The following is a 16151-nucleotide window of genomic DNA, read 5'->3' as shown; positions in this document are numbered from 1 at the left end:
TAAATATAGGATTGAAAAATCAAATAGGAGTATACTATTACAGGAAATAAAGTAAGGTTATATTAAATCTTAAGAATTAATTTAGAATATAGGGTTAAATTTATAGCCTTAAATTTAAAGCGATGAAATATTTAATAGCTGAAGATGAGCTAGCGTTACAGCAATCTATAGTCACTTATTTAAAGCGTGATGGTCATGTTTGTGAAGTGGCATCAGATTATCATGAAGCGATTCAAAAATCAGCGATTTATGACTATGATGTCATCATACTTGATATCAATTTAATTACAGGAAGTGGTTTAGACGTGCTTAAAGAAATTAAAAAAGATAAAAAAAAAACTGGTGTTATTATCATTTCGGCAAATAATTCTTTAACCGATAAACTAGAGGGCTTAGATTTAGGTGCAGACGACTATATTACAAAACCCTTTCATTTGGCAGAACTTAATTCTCGTATAAATGCCGTTTTAAGACGTGGTACTTATGGTGGCGATGAGATTATGAAATTTAATGAAATACAAATAGATACAAAGTCTAGAGTCGCATATATAAATGAAAAACCAATGGGACTTACAAAAAAGGAATACGATTTGCTAGTGTTTTTTATTTCGAATAAAGGTAGAGTGTTATCAAAAGGCATGATTGCAGAACATCTTTGGGGCGACGATAGTGATCTTCTTGATAATTTTGACTTTATTTATGTGCACATAAATAATTTACGTAAAAAGCTAACTGCTGAAGGAGGGAAATATATAAAAACGGCTTATGGCAGTGGTTATAAGTTTATTGATGAATAATTAATGGGAACAAAAACAAATCTAATAAAGAAAACTTCCAAAACCTTCCTTATAACAGGTTTAGTTTTAGCCATTCTAAGTTCTGTAGTGCTTTATTTTTATACCAAAAACCTTTTACAGGAAGAGATTGAAGAAGCACTTTACTCAACAGAAGCCAGAATTGTAGAGCGCATGACCAAAGGAGAGGCTCATTATGATTTGCCTCCAATTATAGAAATACTAAATGTAGAGGGGTTAAGAAAAGACATTTTAAAAGATACCATTATATACGACCCTTCACAAGATGAAATGGAAGTGTTTAGAGAGCTTTCAACGTTTAAAACGATTAACAATAAAAACTATCAAATTACAGTGCGAGATATGATTGTAGAAACTGAAGATATTCTTTCTGCTATCGTTTTTTCTTACATTGTTATTATTGTACTTGCTTTTTTGTTTTTGTATTATTTTAATACTGCAAGAAATATTAAGTTATGGCGTCCTTTTTTTATAAATTTAGAACAAATGAAATCGTTTTCATTGACCTCAAATCATAAATTGGAGTTGGTTGAAAGTGATATTTTAGAGTTTTCTGAATTAAAAGTTGAAATTGAAACGCTAACGAACAAGGTACGGTCAGATTACCTAAATTTAAAACAATTTACAGAGAATGTCTCTCACGAATTGCAAACCCCTTTAGCAATAATTCAAGCAAAGATTGATAATATCATTAATGAGAAATCAATTAATGATACTCAGTTCGAACAAATTACGTCGATTCAAAAAGATATTCATCGCCTTAAGCAACTCAATAAACGAGTAACTATTCTTTCGAAGATTGATAATAATCAATTTGCAAATATTGAAAATGTCAATCTTACAAATCTATTTAAAGAGAAGATTGGTAGTTTTAAAGAGATGGAAATCGATAACATCACTCATTTAATTACTAATGAATTAATAGTGCCAATGGATGCTTTTCTTGCAGATATTCTTATTAATAATTTAATCTCGAACGCTATTAAACATAGTGATAAGAATGATGAGATTTCAATAATTACAACGTCTAATACTTTAGTTGTCTCTAATAAAGGCAAACAGGCTATTGGGCATCCAGAAAGAATATTTAATAGGTTTTATACAGAAAACACTAGTACTGAATCTACTGGGTTAGGATTGGCCATTGTAAAAAGGATTTGTGATTTCTATAAGTTCGATTTAGGCTATGAGTATAAAGACTTTAAGCATTCCTTTTCTGTGAGTTTTCATTGAAAAAATACCACTTATTACATTAGTGGCGTTTAAATTTAGTCCGTTAAAAATTTTCACAGCATCAATAAAACTTAAGATTTAATTTAGAATTGCCCTTTAATTTTATTCCTTATTAAGGAATAAAACAATGAGAAAAATAGATTTTTTAAAGCCAATTATTAACTTTTTTTTAATTGGATTATTAATAACAACTTTAAGTCGATTCATTCTTTTTATTGGGTTCATGCCTCGAATCATTGAAACAAAAAACTTTTGGTTACTTTTCCCAATAGGATTGCGTATGGATATTATTTTAATGTCTTATATGGCTATCTTACCAACAGTACTCATATTATTTATGCCTTTCCGTTTTTTAACACAATTAGAGAAATTTATACGCTTCTTTTTTATTGTCTGTTTGTTTTTTTTGTTGTTTATGGAATTGGCAACACCAAACTTTTTAATACAGTACGACACTAGGCCAAATCGCCTTTTTGTAGAATATTTAGTTTACCCAAAAGAAGTCTTAACGATGTTATTTAAAGGGTTTTTATGGATAATAATTGTGGCTGTTGCAATTTTAATTGCAAGTCTTTACTTTTTAGTTAAAAAGTCGAAAACATGGTTTTTAATAAGAAAAGAAACGTCCTATGCTTTTAAGTTAAAGATGGTCATTCCTGTTTTGTTTTTGTTGTTTTTTGGATTGCGATCAAGTCTTACGTCTGTTCGGCCAATTAACGCAAGTGATGCTGTGTTTTCAAAAAATCAATTTGTTAATAGTCTTGCCTTAAATTCACTCTATACAGTTGGCTTTGCGGTTTATTCTTTGAAAAATGAAGAGGATATGATTAAGATGTACGGCAGTGTGCCAAGTGAAGAAGCTCTAAATAGAGTAAAGAAATACATGACTGCTGAAACTAGTGATTTTACTAATTCTGAAATCCCTCTATTGCATTTTCAGGAAAGCACTCATAAAAGAGAAAAACCATATAACTTAGTTATTTTCTTACAGGAAAGTTTGGGCGCAGAATATGTTGGTGTGTTAGGTGGACTTCCATTAACACCAAATTTTGATGAGTTATCAAATGAAGGTTTGTTATTTACTAATTTATATGCAACTGGCACAAGAAGTGTTAGAGGAATTGAAGCTGTTACTACAGGATTTCTTCCTACACCTTCTAGAAGTGTTGTAAAGTTAGGAAAATCTCAAAACGGCTTTTTCTCTTTAGCAGATGCACTAAAAAGGAAAGGCTATGAAACTAGTTTTGTGTATGGAGGCTCTTCAAATTTTGATAACATGGCTTCTTTTTTTAATGGTAATGGCTTTGATGACATTATAGATGAGAGAGATTACTCAAAAAAAGAATGTGATTTTAAGGGTACATGGGGTGTTTCAGATGAGTCTCTGGTAAGAAAAGGAAATGAGCTTTATAAATCGTATCAAGGAAAGCCATTTTTCTCTTTAATGTTTTCTAGTTCTAATCATGAACCATTTGAATTTCCAGATAATAAAATTGAACTCTATGACAAACCAAAAGGAACAGTAAATAATGCCATTAAATATGCCGATTATGCTATTGGAGAATTTTTTAAAATAGCAAAAAAAGAAGCATATTATAACAATACTGTATTTATAATAATAGCAGATCACAACACCAGAACCTGGGGAGACGATTTGATTCCTGTAAATAAGTTTCATATTCCAGCGTTAATTATAGCACCAAATATTGATGGGGGAATGACTTATGATAAGCTTTTATCACAAATAGATATTCCACCAAGCTTACTTGACTTAATAGGTGTTGATATTGAAACACCTATGGTAGGTAGGAATATCTTTACACTTAATGATTCTATAAAAGGAAGAGCCATGATGCAATTTCATTCTACAAATGCTTTTAGAAATGGAGAAGATTTAATTGTGCTACAACCTGGGAAAGAAGCCTTACAGTTTAAAGTCACTAAGGATGATGCTTTAATTCTCGAAAACAATATTGATCAAAGTCTTGTTCGTGATGCGATTAGCCATATTGTATTAGCTTCACAATCGTATAATAAATTGGAGTATAGGTTACCAGAAGTAACGAGTAACGATTAAAACGGAGTGATTATTTAAAGGGTTCTGGAAAACATAATTTATACGCATCTTTTCTTCAAAAACATTTTAATCCTAATAAAAAAACTCAAAGGCTATCAGCAAATGAATTAAGCTATTTGACTTGCTTAAAATTTTCTTAAGAATTGACCTGTATTTTTATTGTAATTAGTTATAACCTTATATAATAAATAGGTTTAATTGTAAATTTAATATTTCAAATAGATGTTTAAAATCCGAATTATAGTGTTTATTTGTTTCTCATTTTGTTATGTAAGAGCACAAGAGGAAGACTCACCTCAGGAAATAAAAATAGAGCGTACAATTCAACAAATGGGAGATGTAGGGCAGTTTTTACCTATGGTAGCTTCTGCTACTTTAATTCTAATGAATGGAGATAAAGAAGGCGGATGGCAATATCTTAAAGGTTTTAGTGCAAATTTAGGAGCTACATATATTATGAAATATTCTATAAATAAAGACCGACCAGATGGCGCGACAGATGGACTAGCTTTTCCTTCAGGACATACCTCCTTAGCCTTTCAAGGAGCTTCTTTTATACAAAGGCGCTATGGTTGGAAGTATGGAATTCCTGCTTATGCTGTAGCAGGATTTGTAGCCTATAGTCGTGTTGAGGGCTTAGATGATCGGCATGACTGGTTTGATGTTATTGGAGGAGCTTTAGTGGGTATTGGAAGTACTTATTTATTTACAACATCATTTCAAAAAGAACACTTTAAATTATCATTTTCATCTGACAACAATGATTATATGGTAGGATTAATATATAAATTTTAAGTAATGCGAGTATAATGATATTAATTAATAAAATAAAAGGCTTTTTCTAAACTTTAAATCTATATAAACTATCAATCGTTTCGCTCAAGGTACCCTTGGCTTACTTTATAAAATACAAAAACCCATAACTTTCGTTATGGGTTTCTTTTGCGGAGAAAGAGGGATTCGAACCCCCGGAGGTGTGACCCTCAACAGTTTTCAAGACTGCCGCATTCGACCACTCTGCCATTTCTCCTTGAGTGCCTCATCAGGTATTCCCTGAATGCGGATGCAAATATAGAATCCTTTTTACTTCTTTCAAATAAAAAATGAAATTTTATTCCTTTAAGTTTTATAACTATAAGATAAATTTATCCTGAACTTAGTTATTAACTCATCTTCAAATATTATTTTTGTCTAAACTCCAATACCTATGAATATTATTGACCATTTATCTTGGCGATATGCTACCAAAACATTTAATGCTAATAAACGTGTTGAAGAGGATAAATTAAACATTCTGTATAAAGCGTTTAATTTAACTGCAAGCTCTTACGGTTTACAGCCTATAAAATTAGTGGTGCTTCAAGATAAAGCCCTGCAAACGCAATTGGTAGAACATTCTATGGACCAAGAGCAAATTGCTCAGGCATCACATGTTTTGGTGTTTTGTATTGAGACCAAAATAGATGCTGAGTATATTGTTAATTATTTTAATAGAATTAAAACCATTAGAAACACTCCCGATAGTATTCTTGAGCCTTTTAAAGATTTTTTAGTTGAAGATTTTTCTAATAAACACCAAACAGAAATTGAAAATTGGGCCATTAAACAAGCGTACTTGGCTATGGGAAATATATTAACGGTTTGCGCTATTGAAGGTATAGATAGCTGCCCTATGGAAGGGTTTAACCCCAAAAAATATGATGAGGTTCTTCAGCTACAACAAAAAGGCCTAAAATCGGTACTGTTATTGCCTATTGGGTACAGGTCTGATGATGATAGGTTTGCTTCATTTAAAAAAGTTAGAAAGCAAATTTCTGACGCTGTCATAACATACTAACAATAAGATGGCAAGATTGTTGTTATCATAAAAAATAATTACATTTGTGAAACCCTCAATATCAAATCAAAATGAAAAACCTATTCCTCTTATTTGTTTGTGCACTAGTTTTTAATGTTTCAGCTCAAGAAGAACATGTATCTAATCTTAATTGGCTAACTGATATAGACGAGGCTAAAGCTATTTCGTCTAAAGAGAATAAGCCCATTTTGGTTTATTTTACTGGAAGTGATTGGTGTCCGCCTTGTAAAATGTTGAAACAAGATTTTTTTAACTCTACTAAGTTTGAAGAAAAGGCTAAAGGTATGGTCTTGCTAATGGTTGATATGCCAAGGAAGGTCGATGTTATTACGAAAGAACAAAAAGCAAAAAACAGTAATTTGGTTCGACAATATAACAGCAGAGGGAGTTATCCTAATATTGTGGCACTAAACTCTAAAGGTGCTGTGCTTGGTGAACTTTCTGGTTATACTTTTTTAAGAGAAACCGATAGACATTATGCCTTTGTAGATTCAATATTAGAAAATTATTAAACCTTTTTTATAGATATTTTAAGAGCGTCAATAATTACATTGACGCTTTTTTTATTCTTTTTTTTAATTGTAAATTTGAAGATAAATTTTCACTCAATTTTATGCCTGGATTTGAATTATTTGGAGACTTAGAACGTCAAGAGTTAAATGATGTATTAGATAATGGTGTGCTTATGCGTTATGGCTTTGATGCGATGCGCAACGGACATTGGAAAGCAAAATCGTTAGAAAAGGCTCTTGAAGAAAAACTACAAGTGAGTCATGCACAATTGGTGTCTAGCGGAACAGCTGCGGTTTCTATTGCATTAGCAGCCGCTGGAATTGGAGCAGGTGACGAGGTGATTATGCCAACATTTACTTTTGTGGCTAGCTTTGAAGCGATTATGATGCTTGGCGCTGTTCCTATTTTGGTTGATATTGACGATACACTCACGTTGAATCCTGAGGCTGTTGAAAAAGCAATCACGCCTAAAACCAAAGCTATTATGCCTGTGCACATGTGTGGGAGTATGGCGAATTTGAATGCTTTAAAGCGTATTTGTGATGCTAATGATTTGATCCTGATTGAAGATTCTTCACAAGCAACTGGTGCAACTTATTACAGAAAACCTCTAGGAAGTATTGGCGATTTGGGGTGTTTGTCGTTAGATTTTGTAAAAATAATAACCGCTGGTGAAGGTGGTGCAGTGCTCACTAATAATCCGAAGTATGCTTTGCATGCCGATCATTTTTCAGATCATGGACATGATCATATAGGTAACGATAGAGGCGCAGAAAGCCATCCGTTTTTGGGTTATAACTTTAGAATCTCTGAATTACATGCTGCTGTTGGCTTAGCACAAATAAAGCGATTAGATGAGTTTGTTGCCATTCAAAAGAAAAACTATACTATTATTCGAGAAGCCCTTTCTCAAATTTCTGATCTAAAATTTAGAACAGTCCCAGAAGGTGGCGAAGAAAGTTACTCGTTTTTAAGTTTCTTCTTACCAGACTTAGAAATTTCAAGAAAAGCTTCAGCGGCTTTAAAAGAGGCAGGAGTTGATGGCTGTTTTCATTATTACGATAACAGTTGGCATTATATTCGTGAGTGGCAACACCTTAAAGATCTTAAAACGCTGTACCCTTTATCTAAAGAGGTTATTGATGGGCTTTCCTACCTTCAAACGAAAACCTTTGAAGCCTCTGACCATTATATTGGACGGAATATCTCTTGCTTGATTAAATTGTCATGGACTGAAGCTGAGGTTAAAACGCGAGCTGAGCTCATGGTAAAAGCAATTACTTCTGTGTTCAAATAATTTCTACAAAAAATAGATTACCTGCTCTGTCGTCAGACAGGCTTGACTACATTCATAATTCTATATTTTAAGTTGTTAAAAACCAATACGTTATAAATTATTTTTAAAATCCTAACCCATAAGGTTAGGTGCTAACAAGTTCATTTTAGGTAGTTTCAGCATAGAATTTTTAAAACGCTATTAACCTAAAACTGAATCACAATGAGAAAATTAATTTTCACGCTCGTGTTCCTTATGTCAGGAATCACGTTCGCACAACAAGGTATTAATTACAAAGCCTTGATTAAAGACGGTTCTGGCAACGTGGTTGCCAACGATTTAATTACCATCCAATTCACCATCTTACAAGGTGCAGCACAAACCAATGTCTATCAAGAAAGTCACGCACCAACAACCGATGCCAATGGCATTGTTATGGTAAACATTGGTGATGGCACACCCATTTCTGGAACCTTTAATGCCATAGATTGGGCAGCAGACGACCACTATCTAAACGTACAGATAAACACAGGAGGTGGTTTAACAGACATGGGCACCACACAGTTTATGGCAGTGCCTTACGCCAAACAAGCCGAAACCGCAAGCATAGCCAATAATGTCACTGGGCTGGAAACCAAAGACGAGGGCAATGGTATAGGTTGGCGTTTGGTAGGTAGAAACCCGAGTTATTTTGGTAACATAGGTCTTGATGCTGTAGATGTAAGCCAAAGCAACACCACAGGCAACTCTGGTGCTACTGGCGATTATGCCTTTGCTTCGGGACGCCAAGTGTTAGCTTCTGGTCGTTACGCTATGGCAAACAATTATGGTAACACAGCCTCTGGAGAGTACGCCACAGCCTTTGGATATATTACTTCTGCCGAAGCTTATGTTTCCATGGCATTGGGACAACGCAATGTTGGTGGTGGCAACCCAACGGCTTGGGTGCAGACAGACCCACTTTTAGAAGTAGGTAATGGTTTTGGAAGCACCTATAGCAATGCCTTAACCATTTTAAAAAACGGAACTGTTACAGCACCCAGTTTTGATATGGCAGAAATTACCGACCCAAAAGCTCTCATTACCAAAGAATATTTAGAAAACACAGCCATAGTTGCCACAGGGTTGGAAGCTATTGATGAAGGTAATGGCATAGGCTGGCGCTTGATTGGGCGAGATCCAGATAATTATTATAATATAGGAGAAAATGCAGTAGATTTGAGCAGAAGTGTGTTTAACAATGTTGCTGGTGCTTCAGGTATTGGTGCTTTTGCAGTTGGATATGCTGTTAATGCTACAGGTGATTACGCATTAGGAATGGGTATTAGTGTTAGAGCGTCAGGACACAGGTCAACAGCAATAGGAAACACAACAACTGCAACTGGATTAAGTTCTACAGCCATGGGAACTAGTACAGAAGCCTCTGGAGATCATTCAACAGCGATGGGACGTAGTACAGAAGCATCTGGAGATTATTCTACAGCAATGGGAAATGGCACAGAAGCATCAGGAGATTATTCAACAGCAATGGGAGATAATACAGTAGCATCAGGATACGTTTCTACAGCAATGGGAAATGGCACAGAAGCATCAGGATATATTTCTACAGCAATGGGAAGTAATACAGAAGCAATAGGATATGCTTCAACAGCTATGGGAAGTTTTACAGAATCATGGGGAGAAGCTTCAACAGCAATAGGTTTTTTTACTACAGCAGAAGCTTTTGCATCAGCAACAATAGGTCGTTATAATATTGGTGGTGGTAATCCAACAACTTGGGTAGCTACAGACCCATTATTTGAAATTGGAAATGGTACCTCTAATGCTAGTAAACAGAATGCATTAACCGTACTTAAAAATGGTAATATGGGTATTACCACCAACACACCAGAAACCAAGTTGCAGGTTACTGGTGGTAGTGATGCTGGTCTTAACCATGCTGGTGGTTTTGTGCTGTTGGGTGAGACCTCTGGTATGAATTTGGTTATGGATACCAACGAAATCATGGTTCGCAACAATGGTGTGGTAGCACCTTTATACTTACAAAACGATGGTGGTTCTGTACATGTTGGTGGTGCTGTGGTGCACAGTAGCGACCGTAGGTTAAAACACAATATAGAAACCTTGCCCTATGGTTTAAACGAAGTCTTGCAATTGGCACCTAAACAATACTACTGGAAAAACCGTGGCGAGCAAACCCACAAATCGTTAGGTTTAATTGCTCAAGAAGTACAACCCATTATTTCAGAACTGGTACACACAGCCAATGATGAAAACAACACTTTAAGTGTAAACTATACCGAATTGATTCCAGTTTTAATCAATGCCATACAAGAGCAACAAGAGATTATAGACAGCCAAAACAAAACCATTTCTGGACAATCAACAGCATTACAAACTTTGTTAGAGCGTGTGGAAGCTTTGGAAACTAAAACCGAAAATAAGTACGTCGTTGTAGACAAATTAAAAACGAAGTAATCTTTAGGTTAATAGCGAAACAACTTATAAGATTACATGCCTGTCGAAAGACAGGCTTTGTTTTTGTTTTCAATGTGATTTTTTTCAACTTTGACTTCAAGTAGATTTTTTTATTATATTTATTGAGTTGAAAATCAAAAAGATACCTTAAAATCCAGCCCAATGCTTTGTCTGCCATCAATCCATATATTAAAAAATATAGCCTTTATTCTGCTTTTTAATTTTTCAACAGGTGTCTTTTCACAAAACAACCAAGAACGTGTAGCCGAAGCGTTAGACGCGTTTATGACCACCGAAAACCCTAACGATGGTATAAAAAATTTATTAGAATTACAAGATGTTGTTGTAGAAACATCAGATTCGCTACAAGGGCATTATTATATGAATTTAGGCATTGCCTACGGCCAATTAAACCGAGCAGATTCATCCTTTTGGTATCTTGACAAAGCCGAAAAATTTGCCAATACTACAGAATCAGATTTTTTATTAGCCATGATTAATAACACAAGAGGTTTAGTGTATATGGGCAAAGCCGAATACGAAGCCTCTTTGGCTGCATACCAAGAGGTGATGAAATTAGCAGAAGGAAAAAACGATGATAAGCTTAATGATGTATTGAGTAAAACCTATGGCAATTTAGGAGGTGTGTATTTTCAGCTAGGGCAAATGGATAAGGCACTGGAAACCACAAAAAAATGTCTGGTATTGTCTGAAACCTTAAAAGATACCACAGATATGGCTTTAAATCATTTGCGTTTGGCTATGGTATATAACGATGTAGATAAATTAGAAGAAGGTATTTATCATTTAAATGAAGCGCGAACATTTTTTAAAGACTTAAACAATACGACCATGTTGGTTTATGCTGAAAGTAGTTTGGGTAAGATATTTGAAAAAAAAGGACAGCTAGGTCAAGCTTTTAGTCATTATGAAGCCGCACATCATTTAGCAACAACTGTTGGAGAGCAAGAAGAATATGCTTTAACCTTACTTTCCATGGGACAGGTAAGTCTTAAACTGTCTAAGTTTAAATCTGCTAAACGTTACGCAAAAGATGCGCTTATATTTTCAAAAGAAAAAGGGTTTGCAGATAGTGAAAAAAGCGCCTACGATTTGTTGTATAACATTGCTTTACAAAACAAGCAAACCAAACAAGCTTTAGATTATAGAAATGCCTACTTCACCTTAAGTGATTCTCTAAATAGTGTTGAAGTAAAAACACGTGTTGCCGATTTGGAGGCCAAGTACGAAACCACTAAAAAGGAAAAAGAAATACAGAAACTCACATTTGAAAGTCAGCTAAAAGATGCCAATTTAGCAAAGGCGAGAAGCACACAAATAGCCTTGACAACTGGAGCTATTGGTATTATCACTATTTTAATGGTGTTCTTTTTCTCTCGTCAAAAAAAGCTAAAAGCCGAACGCGAGGCTCAAGCGTTACAAGTAGAAGCGTTACAAAAACGTTTTATGGAATTGCATAGCAGTCCATTAGAACTTTCGGTAGAGCTGGATATGGACACCTTAAACAAAAAACTGCATACGCCTTTAACTGAACGGGAATTTGATGCTTTAAAACTATGCGTTTCAGGAAAAACCAATGCAGACATAGCCGAAAAGCTCTATATTTCAGTAAGTACAGTAAAATTCCATTTACGAAATGCGTACAGTAAATTAGGCGTTAATAACAGAAAAGAAGCGTTTCAATTTATGTTGAAATCAATTTGATGCCCTATAATTTAAAGCATGCCCTTTAATTATTTAAGTATCTAATCTATCGTATAGAACCAAGGCTGAGGTTAAAACGCGAGCTGAGCTCATGGTAAAAGCAATTTCTACCGCTTTGAATTCATAGTATTAAAACATTTTTAGTAACTTTAAGTGATGAATTTGCTATCAATGAATCACATAAAATTCTTTTTTTTTTGCTTTATTCCAATTATTTCTTTTTCACAAAGCAATAATCAAATCGCTTTTAGAGAACTAACAGTAGAGCATGGTCTGTCGCAAAATAGTGTCGTTAGTATTGCACAAGATAGTACTGGGTTTATGTGGTTTGCGACACAAGATGGCCTGAATAAATACGATGGTCGGAAATTTAAGCACTATGATATTCAGTTTGAAGACGTCACCAGATCGACCTATAGTAAGCTAGGGAAAACCTATGTGGATAAGAAGGGTAGATTATGGGTTGTTTCTAATTCTGGAAAATTGGAATATTATCTGCAAGAAACAGATCGCTTTCAGGCGGTTTCAAATATGAAACACGTCAGTACTCTTATTCAAGATACAAATCAAGATTATTACATAGGTACTTATAATCATGGCCTGTATAAGATAAAACCGCAAACACAGGACACCTTACAATTTTTAAAACCCAACCACGCAGCGCTTACTATATATGATTTTCTAGAAACCAATAACCAAACCATTTTGGCTGCCACTAATAATGGGATTATTGAAATTAAGGATAGCCATTATGAGATGATAAATATTGCTCCTCAAACTAATTTTAGCGCTTTAGCCACATCTAAAACAGGTGTTTTATATTTAGGAAGTTATGGCAAAGGCCTTTTTGTAAAGTCTCAAAGTGACCACAATTTTAAATCATTTAAAGGGTTTTCATCACAACAATTGCCCAATAATTTGATTATACAAGATCTGTTAGTAGATAGTCAAAACCGATTGTGGATTGCAACGTATGGACAAGGTCTGTTTGTTGTAGATTTCAATTTAGAGACGATTCAAAATTTCACCGAGAACAAAAATAATCCCTATGCTTTACATTATAATGATGTGTTGTCTTTATACCAAGATTACACAGGAACCATTTGGTTGGGAACAGATGGGACAGGATTAAGTTACTACGATGCCTATTTGGTTAAGTTTAATATTTTAACAAACGATCAAGTGCCTCAAAATGTCAATGTTGATGTTATTAGAGCCATTACTATAGATAAAAACGGTGCAATTTGGGTTGGTACTTCTGGTAAAGGACTGACTAGAATACATACTAAAAACCAAGAGTTTTTTACATATACTTCTGAGAATTCTAATCTTTTGGGTGATAGAATTATGAGTCTGTTGTATGATGATGATGTATTGTGGATTGGTCATCAATCTCATGGTCTTCAGATGATGGATGCCAAGGGTAAAATGACGACTTTTAATGAAACTGCTGATTTTACAATCTGGAAAATTTTTAAAGATGCCTTAGGGAATATGTGGCTTTGTACTCGAGATCATGGCCTTATAAAATTTGATGAAAGTACAGGCGTTATAAAGGAGTTTTCGCTAGAAAACTCTAGTCTAACCTCTAATAATATTAGAACAATAGAACAAGGAGAAGCCAATATACTTTGGGTTGGATCTGAATCTGATGGCTTATACCAACTAAATATTAAAAATAATAGTCTAATAAAAGTAGAGGGTATTTCAGATAAAATAAAGTCGCTATACTATCATGATGACATACTCTGGATTGGGACTAATGGTAACGGCTTAAAATCATATCACACCAAAAATAAAACCATTTTTAATTATACTAAAAAAGAAGGCTTGCCAAATGATGTGATTTACAGTATTCTTTCAGATGAAAACAAGAATTTATGGTTAAGTTCTAACAAGGGCATTACTAAGCTTAGTATTGTAAATGATCTTATTTCTGATATTGAGAATTATGGCAATTATGACGGCTTACAAGCATTTGAATTTAATACAGGAGCCTATTTTAAAGATTCGAAAGGGATGCTGTATTTTGGAGGACTAGAAGGGTTGAACTGGTTTAATCCGAATGATTTAGAGTTTAATCCTATTCAGCCAAAAACAATTATTTCTGGATTTGAAGTCTTTAATAAAGAGCGTGAATTAATTGAAAATCAAAACCTTAAAGCAGATGAAAATACAGTAACATTTACATTTTCTTCTTTACATTTCTCGCAACCTGAACGCAATCAATATAAATATAGATTGATTAATAATGATGACGATTGGATTGTTTCTGGAAACAATAATGTTGCTCATTATACTAATTTACCACCAAATGATTACGAATTTCAAGTGATTTCTAGTAATTATGATGGCGTTTGGAACCATTCACCTGCAACATACTCATTCACCATTTTAAAACCTTGGTATGCGACCAATTATGCAAAGACACTTTATGTTTTATTAGGATTGTTTTTTGCTTTCGGATTGTATAAATATTTAAAATGGCGTTGGCAAATGAAAATGCAATTACAATTTGAGCATAAAGAAACAGAACGTCTTAAAAAATTAGATGAATTTAAAACCAAACTTTACACTAATATTTCTCATGAATTTAGAACGCCATTGACATTAATTTCTGGACCAATAGATCATCAGTTAGCAAAACCAGAACTTAGTAAAAAGGACAAAAGAGAACTGACCTTGGTTAAACAAAATGCAGATAGATTACTAAAACTGGTAGAGCAAATGCTTAACCTTTCAATGATAGATTCAGGACAAATCAAACTCAAGGTCTCTGAAGGCAACTTGTCTGTTTTATTGAAGCAAATTGCGAGTGCATTTCAGTATAAAGCCAATCAGAGAAATATTAATATAAAAAGCAATATTCAAGATTTAAAGCAGGTTTGGTTTGATAAAGATATTATTGAAAAAGTAACCTCTAATTTGCTGTCAAACGCGGTAAAATACGCGCCACAACATAGTGTTGTTATTTTTGAAGCCAAGCAGCAAGACGAAATGTTAGTGTTATCTGTGATTAATACAAGTGATTCTGTTGGTAAAAATGACTTGAGTAAATTATTTCAAAGGTTTTATCAAGATAATGAGCTGTCTGAAGGTGTTGGTGTAGGCTTAGCCTTGGTAAGAGATTTAGTCACTCTAGCTAAAGGCACAATTATCGCTAATAATATTGATGATAATAAAATTCAGTTTACGGTATCGCTTCCGATTCAAAAAACAGCTTTTAGCCACTCTGAAATTTTTCAGAATAATACCATTGAAAATCAAGAGGAATTGATGCCAGAAGCAACAAACAATACTAATCCAAATAAACCTACTTTATTAATTGTTGAAGATGACTCAGAAATCCGCGAATTTATTCAATCTACTTTTAAGAGTAATTATACTATTATTGAAGCAATTAATGGCAAAATAGGTATTGAAAAAGCCAATAAAAATCTTCCTGATTTAATTATTAGTGATATTATGATGCCCGTACAAAGTGGTATTGAGCTTTGCCATGCGATTAAAACAAACGAACTTACGAGTCACATTCCAGTAATTTTGTTGACGGCAAAAGTAGGCGAGGTAAATGAGATTGAAGGGATTAAAACAGGAGCCGATGCTTATGTAACCAAGCCCTTTAATATTGAGAAACTTAAAATTAGAGTTGAAAAACTTATAGAAAGTAGACAAAAAATTAAAAAGCATTTTAGTCAGACCTTTCAAATTAATCCAGATTTAGCCATAACTTCAACCGAAAGCGATTTTTTAAAAAAGCTTCAAGCGGTTTTAAATCAGCACATTACCAATTCAGAATTTAATAGTGATGCTTTTGCAAAACACATGCATATCAGTAGAGCACAGCTACATAGAAAATTAAAGGCGATTACAGAAATGAGTACTAGTGAGTTTATACGTTCTCAACGCTTAAAATCTGCAATAAAATTACTTCAAAACTCAGACGCTACAGTAGCAGAAATTGCTTATCAAGTAGGTTTTAATTCACCTTCATACTTCAGTAAATGCTTTAAAGAAGTTTATGGGTGTACACCTAATGAGTACACTACTAGCGCTTAAAGGTCGCTACAACTTTACCAGCCTTTCCAATAATTGAAACATAATTTATATGCTTTGAAACATATCATGTATTCAAGCAGATGGTCTTTATCTAGTTTTAACCATCCTTAAAGCGTA

At 33.9% G+C, this 16151-nt stretch carries 10 protein-coding genes and 1 tRNA gene; 10 read left to right on the top strand and 1 reads right to left on the bottom strand.

Translation table 11 applies throughout. The annotated features are described in order from the left end of the window. Positions 1 to 122 precede the first annotated feature (122 nt). The 4 genes from ACFS5M_RS09050 (at position 123) to ACFS5M_RS09035 (ending at position 4920) form a co-directional block, all read left to right on the top strand. Positions 123 to 797, top strand: a complete 675-nt coding sequence (locus ACFS5M_RS09050) for a response regulator transcription factor (protein ID WP_183488040.1) — start codon at positions 123 to 125, stop codon at positions 795 to 797. A gap of 3 nt (positions 798 to 800) precedes the next feature. Further along, a complete protein-coding gene (locus ACFS5M_RS09045) occupies positions 801 to 2048 on the top strand; it encodes a sensor histidine kinase (protein WP_183488039.1) in 1248 nt (415 codons plus the stop codon). A gap of 127 nt (positions 2049 to 2175) precedes the next feature. Further along, the gene (locus ACFS5M_RS09040) at positions 2176 to 4125 is read left to right on the top strand and encodes an LTA synthase family protein (protein ID WP_183488037.1); all 1950 of its coding nucleotides are present in this window, start codon (positions 2176 to 2178) and stop codon (positions 4123 to 4125) included. A gap of 222 nt (positions 4126 to 4347) precedes the next feature. Beyond that, positions 4348 to 4920 carry a phosphatase PAP2 family protein gene (locus ACFS5M_RS09035; RefSeq protein ID WP_183488035.1) on the top strand — a complete coding sequence of 191 codons (573 nt, stop codon included), beginning with the start codon at positions 4348 to 4350 and terminating at the stop codon, positions 4918 to 4920. A gap of 150 nt (positions 4921 to 5070) precedes the next feature. On the opposite strand, the gene ACFS5M_RS09030 is transcribed toward ACFS5M_RS09035, so the two are convergent. Then, positions 5071 to 5155, bottom strand: a tRNA-Ser gene (locus ACFS5M_RS09030). A gap of 177 nt (positions 5156 to 5332) precedes the next feature. On the opposite strand from ACFS5M_RS09030, the gene ACFS5M_RS09025 reads away from it, so the two are divergent. From ACFS5M_RS09025 to ACFS5M_RS09000, 6 genes are all read left to right on the top strand, one after another. Continuing rightward, positions 5333 to 5962: an NAD(P)H-dependent oxidoreductase gene (locus ACFS5M_RS09025; RefSeq protein WP_183488033.1), complete on the top strand. Its 630-nt coding sequence runs from the start codon at positions 5333 to 5335 to the stop codon at positions 5960 to 5962. Between the two features lie 71 nt (positions 5963 to 6033). Then, complete coding sequence (locus ACFS5M_RS09020) at positions 6034 to 6495, top strand: thioredoxin family protein (RefSeq protein WP_183488031.1); 462 nt, start codon at positions 6034 to 6036, stop codon at positions 6493 to 6495. Between the two features lie 101 nt (positions 6496 to 6596). After that, complete coding sequence (locus tag ACFS5M_RS09015) at positions 6597 to 7793, top strand: DegT/DnrJ/EryC1/StrS family aminotransferase (protein WP_183488029.1); 1197 nt, start codon at positions 6597 to 6599, stop codon at positions 7791 to 7793. A gap of 201 nt (positions 7794 to 7994) precedes the next feature. Next, entirely contained in the window at positions 7995 to 10250 is a 2256-nt protein-coding gene (locus tag ACFS5M_RS09010) for a tail fiber domain-containing protein (RefSeq protein WP_183488027.1), read from the top strand. A gap of 162 nt (positions 10251 to 10412) precedes the next feature. Continuing rightward, positions 10413 to 11975 (top strand): LuxR C-terminal-related transcriptional regulator, encoded by a 1563-nt coding sequence (locus ACFS5M_RS09005; RefSeq protein WP_183488025.1) that lies wholly within the window; start codon positions 10413 to 10415, stop codon positions 11973 to 11975. Between the two features lie 171 nt (positions 11976 to 12146). Beyond that, a complete protein-coding gene (locus tag ACFS5M_RS09000; RefSeq protein WP_183488023.1) occupies positions 12147 to 16034 on the top strand; it encodes a hybrid sensor histidine kinase/response regulator transcription factor in 3888 nt (1295 codons plus the stop codon). Positions 16035 to 16151: the final 117 nt, after the last annotated feature.

The sequence above is a fragment of the Lacinutrix iliipiscaria genome, assembly GCF_042686125.1.
GTDB lineage: Bacteria > Bacteroidota > Bacteroidia > Flavobacteriales > Flavobacteriaceae > Oceanihabitans > Oceanihabitans iliipiscarium.
Note: the sequence above shows the minus strand (reverse complement) of the source record. Positions and strands in the feature narration are given on the sequence as shown.

Coding starts and splice junctions, on each gene's coding strand:
- ACFS5M_RS09015 (WP_183488029.1), top strand. CDS start 6,597: ATGCCTGGATTTGAATTATTTGGAGACTTAGAACGTCAAGAGTTAAAT.
- ACFS5M_RS09025 (WP_183488033.1), top strand. CDS start 5,333: ATGAATATTATTGACCATTTATCTTGGCGATATGCTACCAAAACATTT.
- ACFS5M_RS09050 (WP_183488040.1), top strand. CDS start 123: ATGAAATATTTAATAGCTGAAGATGAGCTAGCGTTACAGCAATCTATA.
- ACFS5M_RS09000 (WP_183488023.1), top strand. CDS start 12,147: ATGAATCACATAAAATTCTTTTTTTTTTGCTTTATTCCAATTATTTCT.
- ACFS5M_RS09035 (WP_183488035.1), top strand. CDS start 4,348: ATGTTTAAAATCCGAATTATAGTGTTTATTTGTTTCTCATTTTGTTAT.
- ACFS5M_RS09020 (WP_183488031.1), top strand. CDS start 6,034: ATGAAAAACCTATTCCTCTTATTTGTTTGTGCACTAGTTTTTAATGTT.
- ACFS5M_RS09040 (WP_183488037.1), top strand. CDS start 2,176: ATGAGAAAAATAGATTTTTTAAAGCCAATTATTAACTTTTTTTTAATT.
- ACFS5M_RS09010 (WP_183488027.1), top strand. CDS start 7,995: ATGAGAAAATTAATTTTCACGCTCGTGTTCCTTATGTCAGGAATCACG.
- ACFS5M_RS09005 (WP_183488025.1), top strand. CDS start 10,413: ATGCTTTGTCTGCCATCAATCCATATATTAAAAAATATAGCCTTTATT.
- ACFS5M_RS09045 (WP_183488039.1), top strand. CDS start 801: ATGGGAACAAAAACAAATCTAATAAAGAAAACTTCCAAAACCTTCCTT.